The 24869-nt window shown below is 63.8% G+C and carries 24 protein-coding genes, 1 tRNA gene and 2 riboswitches; of the genes, 15 read left to right on the top strand and 10 right to left on the bottom strand.

Annotated elements, in window-relative coordinates; translation table 11 throughout:
• Window positions 1–131 precede the first annotated feature (131 nt).
• Window positions 132–1031 (bottom strand): helix-turn-helix domain-containing protein, encoded by a 900-nt coding sequence (locus ACSHT2_RS08390; RefSeq protein ID WP_440641155.1) that lies wholly within the window; start codon window positions 1029–1031, stop codon window positions 132–134.
• A gap of 195 nt (window positions 1032–1226) precedes the next feature.
• Here ACSHT2_RS08390 and ACSHT2_RS08395 point away from each other — a divergent pair, with 195 nt between their 5' ends.
• The 3 genes from ACSHT2_RS08395 to ACSHT2_RS08405 are packed head-to-tail and all read left to right on the top strand — an operon-like array spanning window position 1227 to window position 4965.
• A complete protein-coding gene (locus ACSHT2_RS08395) occupies window positions 1227–3353 on the top strand; it encodes a molybdopterin-containing oxidoreductase family protein (protein ID WP_440641156.1) in 2127 nt (708 codons plus the stop codon).
• Window positions 3354–3355: 2 nt separating this feature from the next.
• Complete coding sequence (locus ACSHT2_RS08400) at window positions 3356–3661, top strand: 4Fe-4S dicluster domain-containing protein (protein WP_440641157.1); 306 nt, start codon at window positions 3356–3358, stop codon at window positions 3659–3661.
• Window positions 3658–4965 carry an FAD-dependent oxidoreductase gene (locus ACSHT2_RS08405; RefSeq protein ID WP_440641158.1) on the top strand — a complete coding sequence of 436 codons (1308 nt, stop codon included), beginning with the start codon at window positions 3658–3660 and terminating at the stop codon, window positions 4963–4965. Before ACSHT2_RS08400 ends, ACSHT2_RS08405 begins: the two co-directional genes overlap by 4 nt.
• A 26-nt stretch (window positions 4966–4991) precedes the next feature.
• On the opposite strand, the gene ACSHT2_RS08410 is transcribed toward ACSHT2_RS08405, so the two are convergent.
• Both ACSHT2_RS08410 and cysE read right to left on the bottom strand, forming a co-directional pair.
• Entirely contained in the window at window positions 4992–5210 is a 219-nt protein-coding gene (locus ACSHT2_RS08410; RefSeq protein ID WP_007602550.1) for a DUF3126 family protein, read from the bottom strand.
• Window positions 5211–5345: 135 nt separating this feature from the next.
• Window positions 5346–6170 (bottom strand): serine O-acetyltransferase, encoded by an 825-nt coding sequence (cysE, locus tag ACSHT2_RS08415; RefSeq protein WP_028180886.1) that lies wholly within the window; start codon window positions 6168–6170, stop codon window positions 5346–5348.
• Between the two features lie 279 nt (window positions 6171–6449).
• Between cysE and ACSHT2_RS08420 the strand changes: the two genes are divergently transcribed.
• Window positions 6450–7808: a hypothetical protein gene (locus ACSHT2_RS08420; protein WP_440641159.1), complete on the top strand. Its 1359-nt coding sequence runs from the start codon at window positions 6450–6452 to the stop codon at window positions 7806–7808.
• Between the two features lie 297 nt (window positions 7809–8105).
• On the opposite strand, the gene ACSHT2_RS08425 is transcribed toward ACSHT2_RS08420, so the two are convergent.
• Window positions 8106–8798 carry a Crp/Fnr family transcriptional regulator gene (locus ACSHT2_RS08425; protein ID WP_440641160.1) on the bottom strand — a complete coding sequence of 231 codons (693 nt, stop codon included), beginning with the start codon at window positions 8796–8798 and terminating at the stop codon, window positions 8106–8108.
• Between the two features lie 209 nt (window positions 8799–9007).
• On the opposite strand from ACSHT2_RS08425, the gene ACSHT2_RS08430 reads away from it, so the two are divergent.
• Both ACSHT2_RS08430 and ACSHT2_RS08435 read left to right on the top strand, forming a co-directional pair.
• The gene (locus ACSHT2_RS08430; RefSeq protein WP_440641161.1) at window positions 9008–9304 is read left to right on the top strand and encodes a hypothetical protein; all 297 of its coding nucleotides are present in this window, start codon (window positions 9008–9010) and stop codon (window positions 9302–9304) included.
• Window positions 9305–9558: 254 nt separating this feature from the next.
• A complete protein-coding gene (locus ACSHT2_RS08435) occupies window positions 9559–9753 on the top strand; it encodes a hypothetical protein (RefSeq protein WP_440641162.1) in 195 nt (64 codons plus the stop codon).
• Between the two features lie 301 nt (window positions 9754–10054).
• Here the strand turns inward: ACSHT2_RS08435 and ACSHT2_RS08440 are convergent, their stop codons facing one another.
• Window positions 10055–10468: a hypothetical protein gene (locus ACSHT2_RS08440; RefSeq protein ID WP_028177305.1), complete on the bottom strand. Its 414-nt coding sequence runs from the start codon at window positions 10466–10468 to the stop codon at window positions 10055–10057.
• Between the two features lie 107 nt (window positions 10469–10575).
• Between ACSHT2_RS08440 and ACSHT2_RS08445 the strand changes: the two genes are divergently transcribed.
• Window positions 10576–11508, top strand: a complete 933-nt coding sequence (locus ACSHT2_RS08445; RefSeq protein WP_440641163.1) for a LysR family transcriptional regulator — start codon at window positions 10576–10578, stop codon at window positions 11506–11508.
• Between the two features lie 114 nt (window positions 11509–11622).
• Here ACSHT2_RS08445 and ACSHT2_RS08450 read toward each other — a convergent pair whose 3' ends face one another.
• Together ACSHT2_RS08450 and ACSHT2_RS08455 are read right to left on the bottom strand one after the other, a co-directional pair.
• Window positions 11623–12378, bottom strand: coding sequence for an alpha/beta fold hydrolase (locus ACSHT2_RS08450; RefSeq protein ID WP_440642800.1), 756 nt, complete (start codon window positions 12376–12378; stop codon window positions 11623–11625).
• Window positions 12379–12643: 265 nt separating this feature from the next.
• Window positions 12644–13780, bottom strand: coding sequence for a hypothetical protein (locus ACSHT2_RS08455; RefSeq protein ID WP_440641164.1), 1137 nt, complete (start codon window positions 13778–13780; stop codon window positions 12644–12646).
• A gap of 309 nt (window positions 13781–14089) precedes the next feature.
• Between ACSHT2_RS08455 and ACSHT2_RS08460 the strand changes: the two genes are divergently transcribed.
• Both ACSHT2_RS08460 and ACSHT2_RS08465 read left to right on the top strand, forming a co-directional pair.
• The gene (locus ACSHT2_RS08460; RefSeq protein WP_008562814.1) at window positions 14090–14335 is read left to right on the top strand and encodes a zinc-finger domain-containing protein; all 246 of its coding nucleotides are present in this window, start codon (window positions 14090–14092) and stop codon (window positions 14333–14335) included.
• A 19-nt stretch (window positions 14336–14354) separates the two neighbouring features.
• Window positions 14355–15557: an FAD-dependent monooxygenase gene (locus ACSHT2_RS08465; protein WP_440641165.1), complete on the top strand. Its 1203-nt coding sequence runs from the start codon at window positions 14355–14357 to the stop codon at window positions 15555–15557.
• Window positions 15558–15590: 33 nt separating this feature from the next.
• Here the strand turns inward: ACSHT2_RS08465 and ACSHT2_RS08470 are convergent, their stop codons facing one another.
• On the bottom strand, window positions 15591–16007 hold the full coding sequence (locus tag ACSHT2_RS08470; protein ID WP_440641166.1) for a twin-arginine translocation pathway signal: 417 nt from the start codon (window positions 16005–16007) through the stop codon (window positions 15591–15593).
• A gap of 174 nt (window positions 16008–16181) precedes the next feature.
• Between ACSHT2_RS08470 and ACSHT2_RS08475 the strand changes: the two genes are divergently transcribed.
• From ACSHT2_RS08475 to ACSHT2_RS08490, 4 genes are all read left to right on the top strand, one after another.
• Window positions 16182–16270 (top strand) — tRNA-Leu (locus ACSHT2_RS08475).
• Window positions 16271–16413: 143 nt separating this feature from the next.
• Window positions 16414–16512 (top strand): TetR family transcriptional regulator, encoded by a 99-nt coding sequence (locus tag ACSHT2_RS08480; protein WP_440641167.1) that lies wholly within the window; start codon window positions 16414–16416, stop codon window positions 16510–16512.
• Window positions 16513–16649: 137 nt separating this feature from the next.
• The gene (locus tag ACSHT2_RS08485; RefSeq protein ID WP_440641168.1) at window positions 16650–17897 is read left to right on the top strand and encodes a multidrug effflux MFS transporter; all 1248 of its coding nucleotides are present in this window, start codon (window positions 16650–16652) and stop codon (window positions 17895–17897) included.
• Between the two features lie 43 nt (window positions 17898–17940).
• On the top strand, window positions 17941–18192 hold the full coding sequence (locus tag ACSHT2_RS08490; RefSeq protein ID WP_440641169.1) for a hypothetical protein: 252 nt from the start codon (window positions 17941–17943) through the stop codon (window positions 18190–18192).
• Window positions 18193–18349: 157 nt separating this feature from the next.
• On the opposite strand, the gene ACSHT2_RS08495 is transcribed toward ACSHT2_RS08490, so the two are convergent.
• Window positions 18350–19957 carry an ABC transporter substrate-binding protein gene (locus ACSHT2_RS08495; protein WP_440641170.1) on the bottom strand — a complete coding sequence of 536 codons (1608 nt, stop codon included), beginning with the start codon at window positions 19955–19957 and terminating at the stop codon, window positions 18350–18352.
• A gap of 83 nt (window positions 19958–20040) precedes the next feature.
• Entirely contained in the window at window positions 20041–21651 is a 1611-nt protein-coding gene (locus ACSHT2_RS08500; protein WP_440641171.1) for an ABC transporter substrate-binding protein, read from the bottom strand.
• A gap of 269 nt (window positions 21652–21920) precedes the next feature.
• On the opposite strand from ACSHT2_RS08500, the gene ACSHT2_RS08505 reads away from it, so the two are divergent.
• Together ACSHT2_RS08505 and ACSHT2_RS08510 are read left to right on the top strand one after the other, a co-directional pair.
• On the top strand, window positions 21921–23051 hold the full coding sequence (locus ACSHT2_RS08505; protein ID WP_440641172.1) for a M20/M25/M40 family metallo-hydrolase: 1131 nt from the start codon (window positions 21921–21923) through the stop codon (window positions 23049–23051).
• 203 nt (window positions 23052–23254) lie between these two features.
• Window positions 23255–23359, top strand: a riboswitch (glycine riboswitch).
• Between the two features lie 3 nt (window positions 23360–23362).
• A riboswitch (glycine riboswitch) is annotated at window positions 23363–23468 on the top strand.
• 67 nt (window positions 23469–23535) lie between these two features.
• On the top strand, window positions 23536–24837 hold the full coding sequence (locus ACSHT2_RS08510) for a D-amino acid dehydrogenase (RefSeq protein WP_440641173.1): 1302 nt from the start codon (window positions 23536–23538) through the stop codon (window positions 24835–24837).
• The last annotated feature ends 32 nt before the right edge of the window (window positions 24838–24869 follow it).

A 24869-nucleotide genomic window follows, 5' to 3' on the forward strand; every position in this document is an offset into this window, starting at 1 on the left:
CGTATTTTTCGAAGTCAATCCTGACCCGTCGTGCATGGGGTGACGGTCGCGGAGGCGACCGCTCGGCTCCGCGTTCTCGACAAGACATGGCTCTTGCGGCGAGGTCCGCCCTCCCGTGACGGAGGGAGGCCTCAGTCCCGAACCTTCTGCGCCCGGTACAGGCTCGGCGTCGTCCCGACCGCCTTGCGGAAGGCGCGGTTGAAATTGGCCTGCGACGAAAATCCCGTGGCGTAAGCAATGTCGACCAGCGGACGATCGCTGGTCGACAAGAGGCTCCTGGCGAGGTCGAGGCGCTGACGGCTGACATATTCATGCGGCGCGCTACCTGTCGCCGCCTTGAAGCTGCGGGAGAAATGCGCCGGGCTCATGCACGCCACCGACGCCAGTTCCTTCACCGTGAAATCTCGATCGACGGACGCCGCGATGAACTCCGTCACGCGCGACAGCCGCTTGGCATCGAGCGGCTTCTGGACGGCATGGGATTGCTTCAGACGGACCGAGGTGGCCGCATAGCTGTGCACCAGATGAGCCGACAGGGCCCGCCCCAGGCTCTCGACCAGGAGGCGGCCGGTCGAGGTCTCATGTTCGAGCTCGCCGAGGATCCGGTCCGCGACGTGCTCGATGAAGATGTCCCGGTCGATGCTCTCGTAGCGGATCGACATTCCGGACGGGTCGATGTCGAGATCCCGAAGCATGGTGTCGTCGAACGGGTGTCCGGGAAGAAAGATATGCAGGCACTCCTGCATCTGGTTCTCGACGCGGATGAAGTCCTCGCGGATGCCGGCCGGACATAGCCACACGGTGCCCCTTCTGCCGAAAGTGCGCTGCCGCATGCCTGCACCTTCCCGATCGACGACCGAGTTGCCGCGCAGCAGGATCGCGATCTCGGTGTCGCGCGGCAATTGCGGCGGCAGATCGCCCGGATCATGGCTCCACCGCTCCGCGAGCAGGTGCGACCATCGCCGCTCATTGGAGGTCTGAAGCATTCTGCCGGTAACATATTTATCGACAGAATTGCCGAGCATACCCATCGTGTCTCTCCGTCAGATAACGCGATGTGCGGGTAAAGGTAGTGCCGGGTCCAGCAATTAACATGCCAGAGACCGGCCCGGGCGTCCACCGGCCGAGAGCAGGCTGGGACAACAACACCGCACGTTTTGAAAAGCCAGGCCGGGCCCGGCGACCGCATCCTTCGGATTGCCTCAAATCAGGAAGCGGAGAGATCCATGGCAAGGACCACGGTCATCGGCGCATGCCCCCACGATTGCCCGGACACCTGCTCGATTCTGACCACGGTCGAGGACGGCAAGGCCGTCGCCGTCCGCGGCAATCCCGATCATCCGTTCACGCGTGGACGGCTTTGCGTCAAGGTCAACAACTACGAGGAGCGCGTCTACAGTGACAAGCGCGTCCTGTATCCGCTCAAACGCGTCGGACCGAAGGGCACCAGGCAGTTCCAGCGGATCTCCTGGGAGGAAGCCCTGGAGACCATCGCGGCGCGCTGGACATCCGTCATTGCCGAGGACGGCGCGCAGGCCATCCTGCCCTACAGCTATCTGGGCACGCAGGGCATCATCAATGGGCTGAACGTCGGCGATCCCCTCTTCAACAAGCTCGGCGCGACGGTTCTGGAGCGCACCTTCTGCGATTCCGGCTCTTGCACCGCGTACATGATGACGATCGGGCACACGCCGGGCGTCGATCCCGAGAGCTTCGTGCACTCGAAGTACATCATCCTGTGGGCCTGCAACACGCTGAGCACGAACTCGCATCACTGGCCGTTCATCGAGCAGGCGAAAAAGGCCGGCGCCAAGCTCGTGGTGATCGATCCGGTCCGCACCCGCACCGCGCGCCTCGCCGACTGGCATATTCCGATCCGTCCCGGCACCGATGCCGCGCTGGCGCTCGCGATGATCCACGTCATCATCAAGGAGAATCTGGTCGATCGCGACTATATCGACAAATACACCGTGGGCTACGACGAGCTGGCCGAACGGGCGTCCAGCTACACACCCGAATTCGCCTCGCAGGAAACCGGCATTCCCGTCGACGACATCGTCAAGCTGGCGCGGGAATATGCAACGACACCTCCGGCCGTCGTGCGCATTGGCGTCGCGGTCGAACGGCATGCCGGCGGCGGTCAGACCGTGCGCGCAATTGCCTGTCTTCCGGGACTGATCGGCGCCTGGAAGCACGTCGGCGGCGGGCTGCTCCAGCTCCCGATCTGGGCCTTCCCGGTCAGATGGGACGTGCTGATGCGTCCCGATCTCCAGCCGGAGAAGATGCGCGTGCTCAATTCCTGGCGCCTCGGAGCGGCGCTGACGGGCGAGCTCGGCTTCGATCCGCCGATCAAGGCGCTGTTTGTCTACAACGCCAATCCAATGGCCATGGTGACCGAACAGGGCAAGCTCGAAAAGGGATTGGAACGCGAGGATCTCTTCACCGTCGTCAGCGAGCACTTCCTGACCGACACCGCCAAATACGCCGACATCGTTCTGCCCGCAACCACGCAGCTCGAGCAGAAGGACATCATGTTCTCCTGGGGGCATCTCTATCTGTCCTACAACAACCAGGCGATCGCGCCGCTCGGCGAAGCCGTGTCCAACACCGAGCTGTTCCGCCGGCTCGCGCGCGCGATGGGCATCACGGACCCCTCCTTCTTCCGGAGCGACGACGAGATCATCGAGGCCTCGCTCGACTGGAGCAGCCCGGTGCTCGCAGGCATCACGCTCGACGACGTCAAGGCCAAGGGCTATGCGCGCCTCAACATGCCCGCGCCGGCCGACTGGGCGCCGCACCGCGAGGGCAATTTTCCGACCGCATCGGGCAAGTGCGAATTCAGCTCGACCATCGCCGCCGGCGGCAACTTCGTGGTGCCGCTGTTCCGCCAGGGCTACAACGGCGATCAGGACGCCGCGCCGGTCGATCCTCTGCCCCACTACATCCCGCCGAACGAGAACCCGCGCACCGCGCCCATGCTCGCGACGCGCTATCCGCTCAGCCTGATCTCGCCGAAGAGCCACGCCTTCCTGAATTCGAACTACGGCAACTTGCCGGCGCAGACCGCGCAGGCGGGCGAGGAACAGGCGGTGCTCCTCAATCCGGACGATGCGGCACAGCGTGGCATCGTCGCGGGCGCGCCCATTCGCGTGTTCAACGACCGTGGCGCGTTCGAGGCCTTCGCGACCGTTTCGGCCGACGTCATGCCGGGTGTGGTGGTGGCCCCGTCCGGCTACTGGCAGCGGTCCAATCGCCGGGGCGCAACGGTTCACGTGCTGACGTCTCCCGCCTTCGCCGACCTCGGCCGTGCCCCGACATTCTCGGACATCCTCGTTCAGGTCAGCGGGGCCTGACGATGACATATGTGGTCACCGACAATTGCCGCGGCTGCCGATACACCGAATGCGTTACCGTCTGCCCCGTGGAGTGCTTCCACGTCGACGACGCCATGACCTACATCGATCCGGAAAACTGCATCGATTGCGGCGGCTGCGCGCCGGCATGCCCGGTCGGCGCGATCGAGCCCGACTATCGCCTCGCCGCGGACAAGAAGCACTGGATCGACGTCAACCGCAAGCGCGCGACCGAGACTCCCGTCATCGGTGCGCGCCTGCCGGCTCTGCCGGGGGCCGATGAACGCAGGCGGGCGCTGGGCCGATGACGGGGTCCGCCGCAAACGAAAACCGCATCGCCGTCGTCGGCAGCGGACCAAGCGGCTTCTACACCACCGAGGCCCTGTTGCGCTCGGGCGTGCCCTTGACTGTCGACATGTTCGAACGGCTCCCGGTGCCGTACGGGCTGGTGCGGTTCGGCGTGGCCCCCGACCATCCGAAGCTCAAGCAGGTCACAACGGCCTTCGACCGGATCGCCGCGATGCCCGGGTTTCGCTTCATCGGCGGCGTCACGATCGGAGACGATCTCACGATCGACGAGCTGCGCGAGGCCTATGACGCCGTCGTGCTCGCGACAGGCGCGGAACTGAGCCGGGCGCTCGACATCCCCGGCGAAGCACTTCCGGGCAGCCACACGGCGGGCGATTTTGTCGCGTGGTACAACGGGCATCCACAGTTTGCGGATCTGCGGTTCGATCTTCATCATGAGACCGCGATCGTCATCGGCCATGGCAACGTCGCCCTCGACGTGGCGCGCATCCTAGCCAAGACCGCGGACGAGCTGCGCCGGACCGACATCGCGCGTCACGCGCTCGACGTGCTGGCTGAGAGCCGGATCCGCGAAATCCACGTCGTCGGCCGCGGCGGACCGGCGCAGGCCAGGTTCACCGCAAAGGAATTGCGTGACTTTCTCGAACTCGACACATGCGTCGACATGCGCAACGTCAGCTCCGATGAATTCGAGCCGCGATCTCCCGACGATCCGGAGCTGACCGAAAAATTGTCGTTGCTGCGCGCGTTCTCGCAGACGTCCGTGACGAAGCCGCGGCGCTGCGTTTTTCGATTTCGTCTGTCACCTGTCGCGCTCCGAGGACGAGGCCGCCTGGAGGCCATCGCGTTCAAGCAGGAATCGGGCGCTATCGAGGACATCGCATGCGGCCTCTCGCTCAGCAGCGTCGGCCGGAAGACCACGCCGGTGGCTGGGGTTCCCTATGACGCGCATCGCGGCGTGCATGCGAACGTCGACGGACGTGTCGCGGTCGATGGTTCGGTGATCGAGGGCCTCTATGTCTGCGGATGGAGCAAGCGCGGACCGAACGGCACGATCGGCACCAATCGCGGCTGCGGGATTGCGACCGCAGAGGCCGTCCTGGCGGATATCACCCATCGACGGCCGCGCTCGGATACGCCTGACGCACTGCTTGCGCGCCTGACCGGCCGCGTCGCACGCATCGTGAGCTATCCGGATTGGCGCACGATCGACGCGGCCGAGAAGCGCAGGGGAGCCGCGCTCGGCAAGCCCCGGGAGAAGTTTGTCACGATTCCCGACATGCTCGGAGCGATGGATGCGTGACTCCGAGGCACTGCAAGGCGCCTGCTCTACTCCTGATCGACGAGATCGTCCTCGAGGATCGCCATCTGGAACTGGAACGAGCGATCATCGTCCTCGTCGTCGACGAAAAGCACGCCGATGAATTCCTCGCCGATATAGACTTCGGCGGAATCGTCCTTCTTCGGCCGCGGCACGACGCGGATCTTGGGATTGCCGAATACGCGCTTCAAATACGCGTCGAGCTTCCTTACTTCCTTGACGTCCACGGCAAGTCTCCAATCGAAATCTAACGTGGCGGGGTTTTAGGACGAGACGCGACGAACCGCCAGCATGAATTGCCAAAGAATTTGGGGACGACAAGAGCCGGAGAATCCGGCCCTTCACAACATCAAAGCCCGGTCTCAAAGCCCCATGGCGTTGATCATCTGATCCATGGTGCGCGACGGCTCGGCGCAGCCGGCTTCGCCGACGATCTTGGCGGGCACGCCTGCAACCGTGACGTTGTGCGGCACCGGCTTGACCACGACCGAGCCGGCGGCGATGCGGGCGCAATGGCCGATCTCGATGTTGCCGAGGATCTTCGCGCCGGCGCCGATCAGCACGCCATGGCGGATCTTCGGATGACGGTCCTCATTCTCCTTGCCGGTGCCGCCGAGGGTGACGCCATGCAGGATCGAGACGTCGTCCTCGATCACCGCGGTCTCGCCGCAGACGAAACCGGTGGCGTGGTCAAGGAAGATGCCGCGGCCGATGCGCGCGGCGGGATTGATGTCGGTCTGAAACACCGCGGAAGCGCGGCTCTGCAGATAGTACGCAAAGTCCTTGCGGCCCTTCAGATAGAGCCAGTGCGCGAGGCGATGGGTCTGGATGGCGTGAAAGCCCTTGAAGTAGAGCAAGGGATCGATGAAGCGCGAGGTCGCGGGATCGCGATCGTAGACGGCGACGAGATCGGCGCGGAAGGCGTTGCCGAGATCGGGATCGTCGCGCAGCGCCTCGTCAAAGGTCTGGCGCACCAGATCGCCCGACAGCGCGGAGTGATCGAGCCGGTCGGCGACGCGATGGACCACGGAGTCTTCGAGGCGGCTGTGGTGCAGCACCGTCGAATAGATGAAGGTCGCAAGCTCGGGCTCGCGGTGGACGATGTCCTCCGCCTCGCCCCGAATCCGGTCCCAGATCGGATCGAGCGATGCGAGCTTTCCTCCCGGATTGACCTGATGCACTGCCATGCGATTTGCTCTCTCGAATTGGCCTCTTTTACCGGCTGTATAGCACAGTCTAGGCGACAAAGTCCTGACGGGCTTGCCTGAGAGTGAACAGCCCCTTGCCCCGCGGGGGTACGCCAAGGCTTTGAAACACAAGCATTTCTTCTGACGCCCCCAAGCGGCAAGGTCGGCTCAAAGTGGTCAGAGTTCTGCCAAATTCAAGCGGGGCGGCATCAAACTATTGGTGAATTCGCTCCGAGCCGCTATTGCAGGCGAGGTCCGAACGAGGGGCACGGAACCGATTTGACCATCACCACCGATCAATTGCGCGCACGCGCCGCGGGCTCGTTGTGGCTGCGGCTCGCGGCGGCGGCCCTGCCCCTCCTGATGATCGCGCCGGCGTTCTGGAACGGCTATCCGCTGTTGCAATGGGATACCGGCGGCTATCTGGCGCGCTGGTACGAGGGCTATCTCGTCCCAAGCCGCTCCACGGTGTTCGGCCTCTATCTGCACTATGGCGAGAGTTTCGGCTTCTGGATCAACCTCGCCGTCCAGTCGCTGGCGACGCTGTGGCTGCTGCAGCTCACGCTTCGTGTGCTCGGATTGATGCAGACCTTCCGCTTCGTCGCGATCAGCCTCTGCCTGATCCTGTCGACCGCGCTGCCCTGGCTTGCGAGCCTGCTGCTCACCGACATCTTTGCAGGACTCTCGGTGCTGTCGCTGTTCCTGCTTGTCATCGGAGGACAGCGCACGTCGCGGCTCGAAAAGATCGCCCTGTTCGCCTTCACCGCCTTTGCCGCCGCAACCCACAGCGCCACGCTCGGCGTGCTGCTCGGTCTTTGCGCCGCGGGCTGGATGGCACGGCCGTTCGTGGGCAAGCGGCTTCCGCTTGCCGGATTGACACAGGCGAGCCTCACCATCGTTGCGGGCGGCCTGATGCTGGTGTCGGCAAACTACGCGCTGTCCGGCAAGCTGGCCTGGACGCCCGGCGGCTATGGCGTCGCCTTCGGCCGCATGCTGCAGGATGGCATCGTTGCGCGCTATCTCAACGACCATTGCCCCCGCGAACGCTACAAGCTCTGCCCCTATCGCAACGAGCTGCCGGCGACCGCCGACGAATTCCTGTGGGGCAAGAGCATGTTCAACACGCTCGGCCGCTTCGAAGGCATGAACGAGGAGATGGGCTACATCGTCGTGCATTCGCTCGCGGACTATCCGGCCTGGCAAGCCGGCGCGGCGTTGCGCGCGATGGGACAGCAATTGCTGCATGTGGCGACCGGCGAAGGCACCAATGGCTGGATCCCGCACACCTACGGCATCATCGAGCGCTACATCCCCGCGCAGGTTGCGCCGATGCGGGCGGCGCGGCAGCAGCACTGGGACATCAATTTCGACTACGTCAACTGGCTGCATGTCCCCGTCGCGCTGGCCTCGATGCTGGCGCTGGTTTGGTTGCTTGCGCATGCGCTGGCGAAGCGCCGGCTGGACGACCTGACGCTGCTGGCCGCGACGGTGACGCTGGCGTTGCTCGGCAACGCCTTCATCTGCGGCGTGATCTCCGGCCCGCACGACCGCTACGGCGCGCGGATGGTGTGGGTCGCCACCTTCGTGGTGCTGATGGCGCTGACGCGCCGTTTTGGCGACGACGTCAAAGCGCGATGAGATTGGGATGAAGCGTCATCGTGCTTGGTTTCGTCCGAGCAGCGAGCGCATTCATCGAAAAGAAGCACCCAGAACTGACTTGGCGTTCAACAGCCTATCCGCGTCGGCAAAGAAGTAGAGTCCGATAACAGCCCTTGGCGGACTCTGGGCGCTCTCGAGCGAGCCGCTTGCACGTCCGCTCGTGACCCGAAGCGGTCGTGGGGCTACCAGATTCACAAGCGGCCATAGATGGAAGCATCGGATGGTCCCCACGCTGGTGCTGCAGCTAGCCAGAGAGACAACGTCGGCGGGTTTAGCCTATTTCTGCTTTTCGGCACGCTTCCTGAGGTGAGGACTGTCGTGCAACACCACGTTCAGCAGAGAATTATGGACCTCCAGTGATCCGTTATATTTGATGAACCCAAGCTTGCGGAACTTGTTCATAAACATGCTGACCCGCGACCTCGTGGTCCCGACCATCTCCGCGAGTGTCTCCTGGCTTATCTTCGCTATGACCGGCTCGGGCTTACTTTCCTTGCCGAAGTTCGCCATTAGGAGGAGGACCCTCGCCAAACGTTTCTCGCTGGAATTGAACAGCTGGTCGACCAAGTCTTCCTCGACTCGGGCGTTCCTAGACAACAGATGAGCCATGAACATCTCAGAAAACTTCGGCTCGTCGCGAAGCGCACGCATGATAGCCGTCTTTTCGAGCCGCATGATGACGCACTCCGTCACCGTCACGACCGTCGCCACCCGCAGCGGATGCCCATTCAGGCAACTCTCACCAAAGAAGTCCCCATTTCCGTGGAGGGCGACTACCGCCTCCTTGCCCTGCTCGGAGACGACGCAAACCTTGACCTTGCCTTCCTGTATGTAGAAGACCGCATCACCGGGGTCTCCCTGAGAGAAGACCTTCCGATTCTTCTGATACTTCGAAACGGTCCTCCCCCCGGCCACGGTGTGGAGGAACACCTGGACGTCGAAGGGCCGCTTCTTCATTGCCTTGGCCATACTTTCCGCCTTTAATTATTCACTAGCATACATTCTAGGACAAACCGAACATCAAGAAAATTCCGACCGCGTATCGGCGCGGTCTAGTGGCACGTGTTCTCCGCCGCCAAGTGAGCACTAAAGCTCAGACTCTCGCTCCAGATGTACGCAGACTCTTCGTTATGAAGATGCCGAACCAAGAGGCGTCCAGTTAAAAGAGGAGTTGAATTATGGGTGTCATCCTTCCGTTCGTATCAGCAGGCGCATTCGAGCCCAACGATATTGAGGCGATGTCCCTAGCTTGTGAGGAAGTTTGCAATTATCTTCATATCAATGGCGACGCGCGGGCTCGTGAGACCATCGCCGCGAGAGTCATCGAGCTAGCCCAGCGCGGCGAACGTTGCCCCTCGGTCTTGCGCGGCCAGGTGCTTGCGGAAGCGAACGCCGGCCCCGGACGATGGCTGATGAGGCTCGGCGTCGCCTCACGGACACGCGCTAACGATGACCTCAGGCTGAAGAATGCTTGAGCGCGAGATAATGTCTGCCCTCGCCGGCAGACCGGACGTCGAACCGTATTTGCCTCGACCGCCGCTTGTGACCCGAAGGCGACGAACTGTCCTAATCTCGTTCTCATTAACTTTTCGAGGGTGATCAAAATTGACCATATGCCTGGTATCGCACATGACAGATTGCATTGATCACCGCACGGCCCTCGGCAATTCTTCGGTGATGAGAACGCCATCACGCGCTCCCGCCATTCCCTCTGGAAAGGGGCTAACCCATGCAGCTGCGCATCAAACAAGCCACATCCCTTGAAGAACGCCTTACTGCAGAGGCTCTGCGCCTCCGTGAGAAAGCTAAATTGCTTCCACCCGGCATCGAGCGGGAACATGCAATCCGCAAAGCCCGGCAGGCCGAAACAGGCTTGCATATCAACGAGTGGCTGCGATCACCTGGCCTGCGAGCGCCGACATGATGCGTCGAGCGCGCATTGGCGTGAAGAGGATGGTCGACTTCCGAAGGAAATGGTCAAATAAGAGCGACAGGGCCATCAACGCCGTCCTAAGTCACTTCTGGAATAAGCTCCACGCGACCCCGGCTCAGAGGGACAAGAACAGGCCGTCCAGTTAACTCGGGCGCGTGGCCGACTCACTGGGCGGCCTATTTATCCTCGTCTTCCAAGACTGTCCCGCCCCTCACGGGAGAGGCAAATGCTTCAACTACAAGAGCGTCAGCAGCTCCCTTAAGGCGAAAGCGGAGGCCGTCGCCTCAATGCTTCACATCGCCTTGGCGAGCGCGAACAGCCGGAAATCCTCGAGCGCCGCGTGGCGATGCGGGGCGACTTCGCGACGGTACTCCTCGGTTTCGACGATCGCGCGGAACGTGGCGAAATCGCCGTATTCATTGATCGCCGCTTCGTCCCAACGTTCGCCTGGCGAGCCGACGATGTTCGCCAGGACCGGGACGGAAAACACCCGCACGAGTGGCTTACCGGCCGCCAGACGCCGAAATGCCGGCCTGTAGCGTTCATCGAAGGCTTCGCGGCCTGAGCAGGGCGCGGCTTCGAATCCGTCCTCGTAACGGGCCTGCGTGCGGTAGCGCAGCAGATTGAGCATGTAGACCGGCTGGCCGACTGGAATCGCCCGCTCGGCGGCGTCAAGGGCTTGCATAGTGATTTCGATGGGGTTCATCGGACTTCCCGCGTTTCCAGCGCCGCTGAATGCGCGCTGACGCCCCGTAATTAGCCGTTCAGACAGAGCTCTTGTAGTGACCGCGTAGCCATGATGATGTTGACTGCATGTCCACAACCTTGCCTCCCGACCTCTCGCGTCTCCTCGCCTTCGTCCGCGTCGTCGAGGCGGGCTCCTTCGCCGAAGCCGCGCGGCGGGCGGGGACGACCACCTCGGCGATGTCCAAGGCGGTCGCCCGCTTGGAACAGGCTCGCGGGTTGCGGCTTTTGCATCGCTCCACCCATTCGCTGGCGCTGACCGAAGAAGGCGACCGGCTGATGACGGCGGGACGCGCGCTGGCCGAAAGTCTCGCCCGTGTCCAATCCGCGCTCGGCGAAGTCGCGCGCGACGATGGCGGACGGGTGCGCGTGACCGCCCCCGCCTCGTTCGCGCGCGCCTGCATCCTGCCGCGCCTGCCCGCGTTCCTGCGGGAGCGGCCGGAAATCGAGATCGAGGTCAAATTCCGCAACGAGATTCTCGATCTCGCGGCGGAAGGCGTCGACGTCGCGATCCGCTCAGGGCCCCTCGACCGCGCGCCCGGCCATCAGGCGCGGCGGCTTTGCACGTTCTCCTGGATCGCTTGCGCCTCGCCTGCCTATCTGAACGCGCGCGGCGCGCCGGTGACTCCATACGAGCTTTCCGCGCACGACCACGTCGGCTTCCGGAATCCCGCGAGCGGCCAGATCCTGACCTGGCGCTTCGCCGACCCGCGCGGCAAAGGACCCGTTCGCGTCGCGCCCAAGCCCAAGCACATTTGCGACGACGCGCACGCTTCACTCGCTTTGATCGCGAATGGGTTCGGCATAGGCTGGGGGCCGGCGTGGCTCGTCCATGAAGACCTGCGCGCCGGCCGCCTCGTCGAAGTGCTTGCGCCCTGGCGCGCGCCGGCGGAGCCCCTATGGATGCTGCGCACCTCCAACCGCCGCCCGCCCCTGCGCACACAGCGCGTCATGTCGTTCCTCGCCACGCTTCCCGCCGCGTTCAGCGACAGGGCGGTGTGAAGCATCGGTCGTCACCGAAATTTAGGCCATGATCTTTTCGGAAAACCGCTGCGCACTTTTCCGGATCATGCTTTAGGGATTGGCAGGCGAAGACCCTCTTGGCCCTTTGCCGACTCAGCCGCGGCGGGAAAGGAAATCGAGCACGCCGGTCTTGTAGACCTTGTCGCCGACCGCACGCATGTGGTCGCGATTGGGAATGTCGAGCACTTCGGAACGGGGGATGATCGCGCCGAGCGCGCTGGCAGAACCGGCGACATCGTCGGTGCTGCCGACCGCGATCAGCACGGGCACGTCGATCCGCGCAGCCTGGTCCCTGGTCATGAGATCGCGCGTGCCGCGCAGGCAGGCGGCGAGCGCACGGCGGTCGGAGCGCGTCTGATCGGCAAACGCGCGAAACGTGCGGCCGACGGGATCGGTGACGTCCTCGAGCTCCGGCGCTTCCAGCGCCCTGGCGACGTTCTCGCCGGGTCCGGTGCCCTCGATCAGGCCGCCGATGCCGATGCCGCCGAGGATCGCCGAGCGCAGGCGCTGCGGCTCCTTGAGGGAGAGCCACGCCGCCATCCGTCCACCCATCGAATAGCCCATGATGTCGGCCTGCGGGATGGCGAGGTGATCCATCAGCGCGAGCACGTCGCCGGCCATGGTCGGGATCGAGTACTGTTCGGGCTCGTACAGCTTCGCGCTTTCGCCGTGGCCGCGATTGTCGAGCGCAATCACGCGGCGGCCGTTCTTGCGCAGTTCCGAAACCCAGGTCGGATAGACCCAGTTCACGTTCTTGCTGGAGGCAAAGCCGTGCACCAGGATGATCGGATCGCCCTCGCCTTCGTCGAGATAGGCAATTTCAACGGCGCCGTTGTGAAAGCTCGGCATCATCAGTTCCACGGGTCTCCAAAGCGCGATGCGATTGGGATGAATCGTCATCGCACTTCAGGTTGTTGTTTAAGCATGATCTTTTCGGAACACCGCCGCGCACTTTTCCGGATCATGCTTTGGGAGAAGGTCGATCTTAGAGCATGATCCGGAATTGTGTGCAGCGGTTTTTCCGCGCGACAAACGCGGACCGCATTTGCGCGAAGATCATGCTCAAACGATGACCCAAGGCGGCGACGACGAATGACCTCGATCTCATCGCGTTTCAGACCCTGAGGGCCGCATCCGCCAAAGCGGCGTCAGCCGCGATCTGCGCCCGGCGGAGCCGCCGCGCCCGCCTGCGATCGCACCAGGCCTGGGTCAGGCGCTCGGTCGTCGCCTTGATGGAGGAGAGAAGGCCGAACAGCGTCAGCGCCGCGCCGAACAGCCAGAGCGCCAGATCGAACGCGCCGCCGATGAGCAGCAGCGCGCCCCGGCCCAGGAGCTTCATGATCGCGCGCGTCTTGCCGCCCTGCGCTTCCGCAAGCCGCGCCGCGCGCGCGACGTCCTTGGGACCTTCGGCCATGCGCAAGGTGTCCATCGCCCCGCGCGTGCCCGTCTTTTCGGCAACACGCGTGACGTCCTTGCCGAGCCGGACCAGCGCACCGGCCTTCTCGGCACGGAACGCGGCCTTGATCGCGCTCGCGGTCTGGCTAGGGCGCAGCACCGAGCCTGATACCACCGCGTTCCGGAGCATCGGCGTGTCGACGACCTCGCGCGCCGACCGGCCGGCCCATGCGGCAAGCCCCTCGCCGAGCCGTCCGACCTTGCGCGCATCCTTCACCAGCGTCAGCCCGGCGCGCACCGGCGCGGCACCGCCGACGGACACGTAGGTTGCCGCCGTCACCGCAAGTCCGGCAGCCGCAAGCCCGAGCACGAGTCGGTCGGTGTCCTCGCCCATGGCAAGATGCTTGCCCTCGCGCACCACGTCCCTGACGTCGCCGATCACGAACAGATCTCCGGCCACCGTTCCCGACAGGCTCGCGACGTCGTCCGCGTTGCCGGTGACGAGACCGGCGGCGAACCGCTTTGCGTAATGCAAGGTGGAGTTCTCCACCTTGACGGCGTCACCGACACGGTTCAGGAGGTCGTCGGGGAGCGCGATGTTGCGATCGCGCGCCAGCGCAACGAAGCTATCGGCGAGATCGGTATCACCAGCGGCGAGCGCGGCCTCGATATTGTCCTGAACCAGCCGGTCATTCTGCCGCAGCAGCGCATCGACCTTCAGCTCCGAAAGCGCGGAGGGATCATCCTGGGCAGCGAGGATCGCGCCGGCCTCACGGGCATGCGGCGCCACCTGCACGAGCATGAAGCTGCACGCCGCGATACCGGTCAACGCTGTGCTGATTCGCAGCCACTTCATGCGGAAAGCCTGGATGGTCCCTTCGGATCGCTTGCGCCTGAGATTCGTCTTTCGTCGCAAATTGCGCTCGTCCACAGAGATAGTCTGCCAAAATTGCGACACAACGTCCCCGACGAAAGAAGGGCTTCTCTCAGGCCTCAAGATTGTGTCGAATTTGCATGAGCAAATGAGCATGGGGCAATTGCGAACCTTTCGGTTCCGCTGGACTAGCAATCATCTGTACCCGCAAGTATGGTCCGCGGCGCCTTAAAGATGCCGCGTCAGTTGTTGATTGTATCTGCCGCCATTGCCACTCCAGGATGAGTTACGATGTCCGACCATGTCGTCCCGCACTTCCATAACGATGCCGGTGTTCCCGTCATCGAGATCGGCTCGCAAGAGTTCATGTGTGTGGGCGCCAACCCTCCGTTCGATCATCCGCACGTCTTCCTCGACCTCGGCAACGACAACGAGATCATCTGCCCCTATTGCTCGACGCTGTACCGCTTCGCGGCCGACCTGAAGCCGGGCGAAGCCCGCCCGCCGGAATGCGTCCTGAAGGACAAGGTGGCCTGACCGCTTCCGTCGGTCAGGGGTGGCGCTCTCCCGAACGATTGTCATCGCCGGTGCCGGTATCGGTGGCCTGACGGCCGCGCTCGCGCTCGCGGCCCGCGGCTTCCGCATCGTCGTTTTGGAAAAGGCCGAGCGCCTCGAGGAAGTCGGCGCCGGCCTGCAGCTCTCCCCCAATGCCAGCCGGGTGCTGGTCGAGCTCGGCCTGACCGAACGCCTCAAGCTGCGCGCGGTAATACCGGAGGCGGTCTCGATCATGAGCGCACGCGCCGGCGGCGAGCTCTTGCGCATGCCGCTCGGTGAAGCAGCTTCCGCGCGTGCCGGCGCCCCGTATTGGGTGGTGCACCGCGCCGACCTGCAATCGGCGCTGGCGGGCGCTGTCGCCGATCATCCCGACATCGACCTGAAGCTAGGCGCAGCCTTCGAGGATGTCGCGCCCCACGCCAAGGGCCTGACCGTCGTCCATCGCAGCGGCACGATCCGCCGCAGCGATCTCGCGAGCGCCCTGATCGGCGCCGACGGCATCTGGTCGACGGTCCGCCAGCACCTGTTTCCCGAGGTGCAGCCGCGCTTCTCCGGGCTGATCGCCTGGCGCGGCACGCTCGAGGCCATGCAACTGCCGAAGGACCATACCGCGCGCCGGGTGCAGCTCTGGATGGGGCCGAACGCCCATCTGGTCGCCTATCCGATTGCGGGCGGACGGCAGATCAACGTGGTCGCGGTGCTGCCCGGCACATGGAACAGGCCCGGCTGGAGCACGCCCGGCGATCCCCTCGAGGTGATGGATGCCTTTGCTGCCGCGCGCTGGCCGCAGCCGGCGCGGATGATGCTCGCCGCGGTCGACAGCTGGCGGAAATGGGCGCTGTTCGGCGTGCCCGAGGGCTGCCCCTGGAGCAAAGGTCCGGTGGCGCTGCTCGGCGACGCCGTGCATGCGATGCTGCCTTTTGCAGCCCAAGGCGCCGGCATGGCGATCGAGGATGCCGCCGTGCTCGCCCGGCATTTGAGCCTTGAGGCCGCCGAGAGCAGCAAGGGCGTCACAGCCGCACTGACGCAATACGGCCGAGCGCGCCGGGCGCGGGTCCTTCGGGTGCAGCGGACCGCGCGGCAGCAGGGCCGGATCTATCATCTCGGCGGGCCGCTCGCGATCGCACGCGATCTTGCGATCCGCGCGCTCGGTCCCGAGCGCATGCTGGCGCGGCAGGACTGGATCTACGGCTGGCGGCCCTGATGCGAAGCGCCGCCGGCGCGGCGCCTCAGCAGGTCACCTTGTTCCGGATTTCGAAGTGGACTTGCCGGAGGGTGTCAGCGGCAGCGGCGCAGGCGGTGCCGCCTCAGGCGTCTCCCGGCACTTGTTGCGGCTCCAGGCCTCCTCGGCCAACTGCGACTGCCCGCGCACCGCAATATAGTCGTTGCGATAGGCAAGCTCGGATACGACCGCGCCACCCGTCCCCGTCTCGGCCTTCTGCATCAACTTCTGCAACTCATTGGTGCGCTTGGCGAGCAGCTTGCGCTCAGCCTGCAGCTGCTTGCAGTCGTACAATTCGTATCTGGCGGGATCGGCAAAGGCCGGCGCGATCGTCTCGCTCATGCCGGCGCAGCCGGACAGCGCGGCGCCGGCCGCAAGCAGCGCGAGGAGCGCGCCAAAGCCGCGCAGCGAAGAGGAAAACGAAGCCGCCATGCCGAATGAATAGCCCCCGTGGATTGAGAATGCCTAAAGCAACAACAGTTGTCCGGATTGAGGCTTTGCCTTGTGCGTCCGCCTCGCTTAAGGAAGAACCGTCCCTCCGGGTACGCAACGCGCCAATTCCAGACGGCCGGAGATGGACTTAAGTGTTTGATCTCGTTGGATCAAGCGGGCATGGCGGAATTGGTAGACGCAAGGGACTTAAAATCCCTCGGTGCGCAAGCGCTGTGCCGGTTCGACCCCGGCTGCCCGCACCAACGGAGCTGAGGGCAGGCCGTGCTCGGCCCGGGGACGACCGCGTCATGGACCGTAACGTCCGGCCAGACGCTTTCGCTTCGCGCTAAATCGAGCGGCAGAATCCAGAAGCATATGAGCGCGGTGAAGAGCAGGACAAGTGAGCATGGATACGCTCGCCGAGAAGGCCGGCGTCACCAGGAAGACCCTCTATTATCACTTCACCGGCAAGGACGAGATTGAGCGGGCCCGCAGCACCCGCTGACCTCATTTGCGCTTCCGCTCCGACGGCTCTCACCAAATCTTGTCCGGACCTGCTCCGCCTGCCAGCCATCCCGAAACATGGGTTGTGCAACGCAGCATGCACGGAGATAAAGTCGCTCGATTTCAGGGGTAATCTTCTTGTCCGACGTCAATGCCGACGATTGGGTGTCCGCGGGACACCGCCCGATGGGTTTTCCAGAATTCGTCATCGTGATCGCGTCCATCATGGCGCTCAATCCGCTTGCGATGGACATGATGCTGCCGGCGCTGCCCAGCATCGGCACTGCCCTCAACATTCCCGTCGCGAACCACCTCCAGCTGGTGCTGTCGACGTTCCTGATCGGCTTCGGCGCCGGCCAATTCGTCATGGGCCCCCTGTCGGACCGCTTCGGCCGCCGGCCGGTGCTGCTCGGCGGCATGGCGGTCTATGCGGTCGCGAGCGTGCTGGCGGTCGCAGCGCCCTCGTTCGAGACGCTGCTGCTGGCGCGTGCGTTGCAAGGACTCGGCACCGCGGCGACGCGCGTGATCGCGACGTCGATCGTGCGCGACTGCTATGTCGGTCGCCGCATGGCGAGCGTGATGTCGCTTGCCATGATGGTGTTCATCGCGGTGCCCGTGATCGCCCCCTCGTTCGGACAGGCGGTACTGCTGGTGACGGCCTGGCGCGGCATCTTCGTGGTGCTGATGCTCTACGGGCTGCTCGCGCTCGCATGGTGCGTGCTGCGGCTGCCTGAAACCCTTCCCGAATCCGAGCGCCGGTCGCTGGCACCCGCCGACGTGCTCTCCGCGTTTCGGCAGACCCTGACCAATCGCCAGACCATCGGCTATGCCACTGCCGCCGGCAGCGTCTTCGGCGCACTCTTTGCCTATGTCTTCTGCGCCCAGCAGGTCTTCACCGGCATCTATCATCTCGGCCACTACTTCCCGCTCGCTTTCGCGGTGATCGCCGCCGGCACCGCCATTGCCGGCTTCCTCAATGCGAGGCTGGTCGGACGGCTCGGCATGCGCGTGATCTCGCACGGAGCGCTGACGCTCTACACCGTCGTGGCCGGCGTGATGCTGCTGACGGAAAGTCTCGGCGTGCTGCCGCTCGCCTTGTTCATGGTGCTCTCCGCCCTGATGATGTTCTCGTTCGGCATGATGGTCGCCAACTTCACTGCGCTCGCGATGGAGCCGCAGGGACATATCGCCGGCACCGCCTCTTCGCTTTACGGCTCGATCACGACGCTGATCGGGATCGTGGTCGGCACGGCGATCGGGCAGAGCTTCGACGGCACGCTGCTGCCCTTCTCGATCGGCTTCTTCCTGTCGACCCTCGCCGCGCTCGCGATCGTGCTGGTGGTGGAGAAGGGGCGGCTGTTCAAGCCGCATCATCGCCCCGCCTAAAGCGCGATGCGATGAGGATGAATCGTCATCGCGCTTTAGATCGTTGTTCAAGCATGATCTTTTCGGAAAACCGCTGCGCACTTTTCCGGATCATGCTTTAGGGAACCACGCGGCGGCCTCGATGTTGTCCTGCAGCAATTCGAAAGGCGCTGCAATGGAACCGGAACACCGCGAAGACCACGCCGAGGTAAAGCGGCAGAATACGGAACGATCCGAGCCGCGCGCTGAGCAGGCCGCCTTCACCACGCCGCTTGCGAGCGAGGGGCTCGAAGGGGTTCGCGACAGCCACTGCTGAGCACGATGCCTACTCGGTCGCTCGCAGGCTGGCGCCGAAATCATCCGCAGCGCTGACGCAAAACTGACAAACGAAAACGGCGCCGCTGATGACAGCGGCGCCGCGTTCGTTGGCACGAAAGGGTGCGAGATGCACCCTGTGCATGCTCGGTCCTATCCTACTCCAACTTGTCCATATTCCAGAACACCGGCGTCGCCGGACCGTCGATCACCCCGCTGATCGACTTCCGCCATGCGCTCGGACCCTGATACTGGCCGAGCGGCACGTAGAGCACCTGATCGTAGACTTCCTTCTGGATCTCGACCGCGATCTTCTTCTGATCCTCCGCCGTGGTCGCGCGAACGAAGGCGTCCTTGAGCTGCTCGACCTTGGCGTCCTCCGCCCAGCCGAACCAGCCCCCCTTCTTGCCCTGCCCGCCGACGGCGACGTTGGAGATCGGGTTGACCACGTCGGCGCTGACCCAGTTCGTGATGAACATGTTCCAGCCGCCCTCCTTCGGGGACTTCTGGCTGGCGCGCCGGCTCACCACCGTCTGCCAGTCGGTGGCCTGCAGGTCGACCTTGAAGCCGGCTTCCCGCAGTTGCTGGGCCACCACGATCGGCTGAGCCTTCAGCGTCAACACGTCGCCCGGCGCCATGAGCACGACGGGCGTCCCGTCGTAACCGGACTCGGCGAGCGCCTTCTTGGCCGCGGCAATGTCACCGCCCTTCGCGAGGGTCTCACCGCCAATGTCGGTCGCGAAAGGCGTGTCGCAGATGAAGATCGCGGCGCAGGTCTTGTAGTACTTGGGATCGCCGATCAGCGCATCGAGCACGTCCTTCTGCTTGACCGCCAGGAGTGCTGCACGGCGAACCTTGACGTTGTCGAATGGCGGATGGAGGAAGTTCATCCGCGCACCCGTCTGGAATCCGAACTTGTTCAGGATCTCGGTTTTGAGCCCCTTGTCGGCTTCGATGGTGGGCAACATTTCAATGGCAGGATTTTCCATGAAATCGATGTCGCCCGACTGCAGCGCGTTCAACGCGGTCTGGGCGTCCGGCATGGTGATCCACTCGACGCGGTCCACCTTCACCACCTTGCCGCCGGCAGTCCAACTCGCCGGCTCCTTGCGCGGCACGTAGTCGGTGTTCTTGACGTAGATCGATTTCACGCCGGGCTGGAACTCACCCTGCACGAACTTGAAGGGACCGGAGCCGATCTGCTCGGGGATCGGCTTGTCGGACGGCGTCTCGGCGAGACGCTTCGGCATCATGAAAGCCACCCGCGAGGACGGCTTGCCGATCGATTCCAGCACGAGCGCGTACGGCTCCTTCAGCTTCAGCGTGATGGTCTTGGGGTCGGTCGCCTCGATGCTCGCGGTAAACAGCATCATCTGCTGCCCCATGCCGTCGACAGCGGCCCAGCGCTTCAGGGAGGCAACGCAATCTTCCGCGGTGACCGGCGTGCCGTCATGCCACTTCAGCCCCTCGCGCAGCGTGAAGGTGTAGATCAGCTTGTCGTCGGAAATCTTCCAGTCCGCCATCTGCGGCTGGATCTTGAAGTTCGAATCCGTCGCGATCAGCGTGTCGAAGATCATGTAGCCATGATCACGCGAGATGTAGGCGCTGGTGTAGATCGGATCGAGGACGCGCAGATCCGAGTGCATCACGGCGGTAATGGTCTTGCCTGCGGCAAGAACTGGCGAGGCCAGAGCCGAAAGCGCCACGACCGACAGCGCAAGTTTGGAGGCGAACGCGCGACGCCCCAGGCTCATGAGTTGGAACATCGAGGCCCTCCTGGCAGCGGCGCCGCTGATATCAGCGGCGCCGCATGTTGATCCGGACGAAAGTCGCGGCAAGGATGCCCCGCCTACTCCGACTTACTGACGTTCCAGAACAGCGGCGTCGCCGGGCCGTCGAGTACACCCGTGAGCGACTTCTGCCAGGCGCTCGGGGCCTGATACTGGCCGAGCGGAATGTAGATCACCTGCTCAAAAGCTTCCTTTTGGATGTCGGCTGCGATCTTCTTCTGCGCATCGGGCGAGGACGCGCGAACGAAGGCGTCCTTGAGCTCTTCGATCTTGGCGTCTTCCGCCCAGCCGAACCAGCCGCCGTTCTTGCCGCGTCCCCCGATCGAGACGTTGGCGATCGGATTCATCACGTCCGCGGCGACCCAGTTGGTGAAGAACATGTTCCATCCGCCCTCCTTCACCGGCTTCTGGCCGGCGCGGCGGGCAACCACCGTCTGCCAATCCGTTGCTTGGAGATCGACCTTGAAGCCAGCCTCACGGAGCAGCTGCGCGGCGACGATCGGCTGAGCCTTCAAAGTTGTGACGTCGCCCGGGGCCATGATCGCGATCGGCGTCCCATCATAGCCGGATTCGGCAAGCAGCTTCTTGGCCTCCGCCATGCCGCCGCCCTTCACCAAAGTCTCCGAACCGATCTCCGTGGCGAGCGGCGTGTCACAGATAAAGAATGCGCCGCAAATCTTGTAGTATTTCGGATTGCCAACAAGCGCGTCCAACACGTCCTTCTGGTTCATTGCCAGAAGCGCAGCGCGGCGCACCTTGGGATTGTCGAAGGGAGGCAGCAGGAAGTTCATGCGGCCGAGCGTCTGGAAGCCGAACTTGTTCAGGACTTCAATCTTGAGGTCTTTATTGCCCTCGACGACCGGGAGCATGTCCCAGGGCACGTTCTCCATGAAATCGATATCGCCCGACTGCAGCGCGTTTACCGCTGTCTGGGAGTCCGGCATGGTAATCCACTCGACGCGATCAACCTTCACCACCTTGCCGCCGGCGGTCCAGCTGGCCGGCTCCTTGCGAGGCACATAATCGGTGTTCTTGACATAGACCGCCTTCACGCCGGGCTGGAATTCACCCTGCACGAACTTGAAGGGACCCGAGCCGATCTGCTCGGCAATTTGCTTGCCCGCCGGCGTTTCTGCGAGCCGCTTCGGCATCATGAACGGCACCAGCGAGGACGGTTTGCCGATCGATTCAAGCACCAGGCCGTAGGGCTGCTTGAGCTTCAGCACGATCGTCTTGGCATCTGGCGCCTCGATGCTGGCGGTGAAGTCCATGAGCTTCTGGCCCATGCCGTCGTTCTTGCCCCAGCGCTTCAGTGAGGCGACGCAATCCTCGGCAGTCACCGGTGCGCCGTCATGCCACTTCAGTCCGTCGCGCAGCGTGAAGGTGTAGGTCAGCTTGTCGTCGGATACCTTCCAATCCGCCATCTGCGGCTGAATCTTGAAATTCGAGTCGGTCGCAAGCAGCGTGTCGTAGACCATGTAGCCATGGTCACGCGTGATGTAGGCCGTGGTGAAGATCGGGTCGATGATGCGCAGATCCGAATGCATCACCGCCGTAATGGTCTTGCCGGCCGCAAGCACTGGCGAGGCCAGCGCGGTCGAAAGCGCGACGACCGACAGCGCAAGTTTGGAGGCGAACGCGCGACGCCCCCGGCGCATAAAGTGGAACATAGAAAGTTCTCCTGACGTGAAACTGTTCAAAGGCAGGTTATCGGTTAAGCATGCGGTTCATTCGTTGGGCGAACTAACCTCATGCAATGCCTTTGTCTTTTTGAGACTTGCAGACAGTGCCCAGCGCGTCAATCCGGTTTCGTTGCAGGCCCTTACGGCGCGCGTACGGGCTCCACAAAGATCGGTTTGGCTCTACAACACCCTCCGCTTGTCCTACCCCGCGCAGATGCAATGCGCGTTCCATCTTTCGAAGCTTGAGAGACATTGAGATGAATCCTGCCAATCTTCCCTTTGATTCCGAGGCGATGCTCGAGGGCCTGCGCGGCTGGGTCGAATGCGAAAGCCCGACCTGGGACGCAAGCGCCGTGGACCGCATGCTCGACATCGCAGCGCGGGATATGGCGATCATGGGTGCGACGATCGAGCGCATCGCCGGCCGCCAGGGCTTTGGCGGCGTCATTCGCGCGCGCTTTCCTCATCCCAAGCAGGGCGAGCCGGGCATCCTGATCGCCGGACACATGGATACCGTTCATCCGGTCGGCACCATCGAGAAGCTGAAATGGCGGCGCGAGGGCAACAAGTGCTATGGCCCCGGCATTTACGATATGAAGGGCGGCAATTACCTCTCGCTGGAAGCGATCCGGCAACTGGCGCGCGCGTCCTTCACCACACCGCTGCCGATCACCGTGCTGTTCACGCCGGATGAGGAAGTCGGCACGCCTTCGACGCGGGACATCATCGAGGCGGAAGCGGCGCGCAACAAATACGTGCTGGTACCCGAGCCCGGCCGCGCCGACAACGGCGTCACCACCGGACGTTACGCCATCGCCCGGTTCAATCTCGAGGCGACGGGCCGGCCGAGCCACGCCGGCGCCACGCTATCGGCGGGACGCTCGGCGATCCGCGAGATGGCGCGGCAGATCCTCGCCATCGACGCGATGACGACGGAGGACTGCACCTTCTCGGTCGGCGTCGTCCACGGCGGCCAATGGGTCAATTGCGTTGCTACGACCGCGACCGGCGAAGCGCTCTCCATGGCCAAGCGTCAGGCCGATCTCGACCGCGGTGTCGAGAGGATGCTGGCGCTGTCGGGCACCAGCAACGACGTCGCGTTCAAGGTCACGCGCGGCGTGACGCGTCCGGTTTGGGAGCCGGATGCCGGCACCATGGCGCTCTATGAGAAGGCGCGGGGCATCGCCAAATCGCTCGGCGCGGAATTACCGCATGCAAGCTCCGGCGGCGGCTCCGACGGCAACTTCACCGGCGCGATGGGAATCCCGACGCTCGACGGCCTGGGCGTGCGCGGCGGCAACGGCCACACGCTGGAGGAGTTCATCGAGGTCGATAGCCTGGTCGAGCGCGGCCGGCTGATGGCCGGATTGCTGGCGACGCTGGAGTGATGGCGCTGCCGTCATCCCGGGGCGATGCAAAGCATCGAGCTATGGTGCGCAGTTGCGCACCTGAGGATATCGAGATTCCGGGGCGCGCTGCGCGCGCCCGGACTGCCTCGGCTATCAACTTCGCACTGCACAATACGTCGGCAGTTGCGGTCGAAATTTAGCCTTGTCTAAAAATGAGGCGTATCGTACTGCTCGGCCGTCCACGCGACGATGCGGGAGAGATCGCGGCGAAGGCTTTCAGCTTTCGTTGCGGCGCCGACGGAGCAACCGCCCCGGAAACTCTCAGGCAAAAGGACCGTTTCGTCAGGACGATCTGGAGAGAGGCGGCGCGATTTCAGGCAATCGTGACGTCCACCGAAGGGGATAGTTCGTTGCGAGATCCGCAGCGGATCAAGCTCTCAGGTAACCGTGACAGATGGGGCGCCGCCAACGGCTTTTGGCCGGCGGTTAGCCGACTCTAAACACGGGAGCCCCGAACCTAGTCATGACCCATATCGCCATCATCGGCGCCGGCATCACCGGCGTGACGACCGCCTATGCCCTGCTCGAACGCGGCTACAAGGTGACGGTGCTCGACAAGCACCGCTACGCCGCGATGGAGACGTCCTTCGCCAACGGCGGGCAGCTCTCCGCATCGAACGCCGAAGTGTGGAACAGCACGGCGACGATCCTGAAGGGTTTGCGCTGGATGTTCCGGCGCGACGCGCCGCTGCTGATGAACCCGCGGCCGAACTGGCATAAGTATTCGTGGATGAGCGAATTCGTCGCCAACATCGGCAACTACCGCGCCAACACCATCGAGACCACGCGGCTCGCGATCGAAGCGCGCAGATATCTGTTCGACATCGCGGCACGCGAAGGGATCGACTTCGATCTCGAACGCCGCGGCATCCTCCACATCTATCGTGACAAAGCCGGCTTCGAATCCGGTCTGCGCGTCAACGCACTGCTGCAGGAAGGCGGCCTCGACCGCCGCCCGGTGACGTCAGAGGAAATCCGCGCAATCGAGCCGACACTGCGCAAGGACTACTATGGCGGCTTCTACACGCCGTCGGATGCGACCGGCGATATCCACAAGTTCACCCGCGGGCTGGCGGAAGCCTGCAAGCGGCGTGGCGCGACCTTCATCCACGAGGCCAATATCGATTCGATCGCGCGTGCCGGCAGCGGCTTCGTCATCGGCTGGGCCGATCTGGCCGCGAGCGATGGCGTGGGGGCCGGGCGCGGCGCGCTCAACGTGGACGGCGTCGTGGTCTGCGCGGGCGTTGCGAGCCGTCACTTCGCCGCCCTGCTCGACGAGCGCGTCAACGTCTATCCGGTGAAGGGCTACTCGATCACCGTGCAGCTCGACACCGCCGAAAGCCGCAATGCCACCCCGACGGTGAGCCTGCTCGACGAGGCCGCAAAGATCGTCACCAGCCGGCTCGGAGCCGATCGCTTTCGCGTCGCCGGCACCGCTGAATTCAACGACTTCAATCGCGACATCCGCGCTGACCGCGTGCAGCCGCTGATCGACTGGGTGCGCAGCAACTTCCCCGCCGTCGAAACGTCGCGCGTCGTGCCGTGGGCCGGGCTGCGCCCGATGATGCCGAACATGATGCCGGTCGTGCGCGCAGGGCGGATACCGGGCGTGTTCTTCAACACCGGCCACGGCCATCTCGGGTGGACTCTATCGGCAGCGACGGCGCAGATGATCTCTCAGACCATCGACGGCTGGCGCGGCCTCAACGCTCCACCGACGGCACCTTCACTTGGGGTTGAGCATGAACTGCGACATGCATCCTGAGTGGTCGATATTGGGGACATGCCGGCCTCTTG

The sequence above is a fragment of the Bradyrhizobium sp. PUT101 genome, assembly GCF_052043945.1.
Lineage (GTDB): Bacteria > Pseudomonadota > Alphaproteobacteria > Rhizobiales > Xanthobacteraceae > Bradyrhizobium.

What these genes read in the sequence shown, in the direction of transcription:
- ACSHT2_RS08390 (WP_440641155.1), bottom strand. Translation starts at nt 1,031, where the DNA reads ATGGGTATGCTCGGCAATTCTGTCGATAAATATGTTACCGGCAGAATG.
- ACSHT2_RS08395 (WP_440641156.1), top strand. Translation starts at nt 1,227, where the DNA reads ATGGCAAGGACCACGGTCATCGGCGCATGCCCCCACGATTGCCCGGAC.
- ACSHT2_RS08400 (WP_440641157.1), top strand. Translation starts at nt 3,356, where the DNA reads ATGACATATGTGGTCACCGACAATTGCCGCGGCTGCCGATACACCGAA.
- ACSHT2_RS08405 (WP_440641158.1), top strand. Translation starts at nt 3,658, where the DNA reads ATGACGGGGTCCGCCGCAAACGAAAACCGCATCGCCGTCGTCGGCAGC.
- cysE (WP_028180886.1), bottom strand. Translation starts at nt 6,170, where the DNA reads ATGGCAGTGCATCAGGTCAATCCGGGAGGAAAGCTCGCATCGCTCGAT.
- ACSHT2_RS08425 (WP_440641160.1), bottom strand. Translation starts at nt 8,798, where the DNA reads ATGGCCAAGGCAATGAAGAAGCGGCCCTTCGACGTCCAGGTGTTCCTC.
- ACSHT2_RS08430 (WP_440641161.1), top strand. Translation starts at nt 9,008, where the DNA reads ATGGGTGTCATCCTTCCGTTCGTATCAGCAGGCGCATTCGAGCCCAAC.
- ACSHT2_RS08435 (WP_440641162.1), top strand. Translation starts at nt 9,559, where the DNA reads ATGCAGCTGCGCATCAAACAAGCCACATCCCTTGAAGAACGCCTTACT.
- ACSHT2_RS08440 (WP_028177305.1), bottom strand. Translation starts at nt 10,468, where the DNA reads ATGAACCCCATCGAAATCACTATGCAAGCCCTTGACGCCGCCGAGCGG.
- ACSHT2_RS08445 (WP_440641163.1), top strand. Translation starts at nt 10,576, where the DNA reads ATGTCCACAACCTTGCCTCCCGACCTCTCGCGTCTCCTCGCCTTCGTC.
- ACSHT2_RS08450 (WP_440642800.1), bottom strand. Translation starts at nt 12,378, where the DNA reads ATGCCGAGCTTTCACAACGGCGCCGTTGAAATTGCCTATCTCGACGAA.
- ACSHT2_RS08455 (WP_440641164.1), bottom strand. Translation starts at nt 13,780, where the DNA reads ATGAAGTGGCTGCGAATCAGCACAGCGTTGACCGGTATCGCGGCGTGC.
- ACSHT2_RS08460 (WP_008562814.1), top strand. Translation starts at nt 14,090, where the DNA reads ATGTCCGACCATGTCGTCCCGCACTTCCATAACGATGCCGGTGTTCCC.
- ACSHT2_RS08470 (WP_440641166.1), bottom strand. Translation starts at nt 16,007, where the DNA reads ATGGCGGCTTCGTTTTCCTCTTCGCTGCGCGGCTTTGGCGCGCTCCTC.
- ACSHT2_RS08480 (WP_440641167.1), top strand. Translation starts at nt 16,414, where the DNA reads ATGGATACGCTCGCCGAGAAGGCCGGCGTCACCAGGAAGACCCTCTAT.
- ACSHT2_RS08495 (WP_440641170.1), bottom strand. Translation starts at nt 19,957, where the DNA reads ATGTTCCAACTCATGAGCCTGGGGCGTCGCGCGTTCGCCTCCAAACTT.
- ACSHT2_RS08500 (WP_440641171.1), bottom strand. Translation starts at nt 21,651, where the DNA reads ATGTTCCACTTTATGCGCCGGGGGCGTCGCGCGTTCGCCTCCAAACTT.
- ACSHT2_RS08505 (WP_440641172.1), top strand. Translation starts at nt 21,921, where the DNA reads ATGAATCCTGCCAATCTTCCCTTTGATTCCGAGGCGATGCTCGAGGGC.
- ACSHT2_RS08510 (WP_440641173.1), top strand. Translation starts at nt 23,536, where the DNA reads ATGACCCATATCGCCATCATCGGCGCCGGCATCACCGGCGTGACGACC.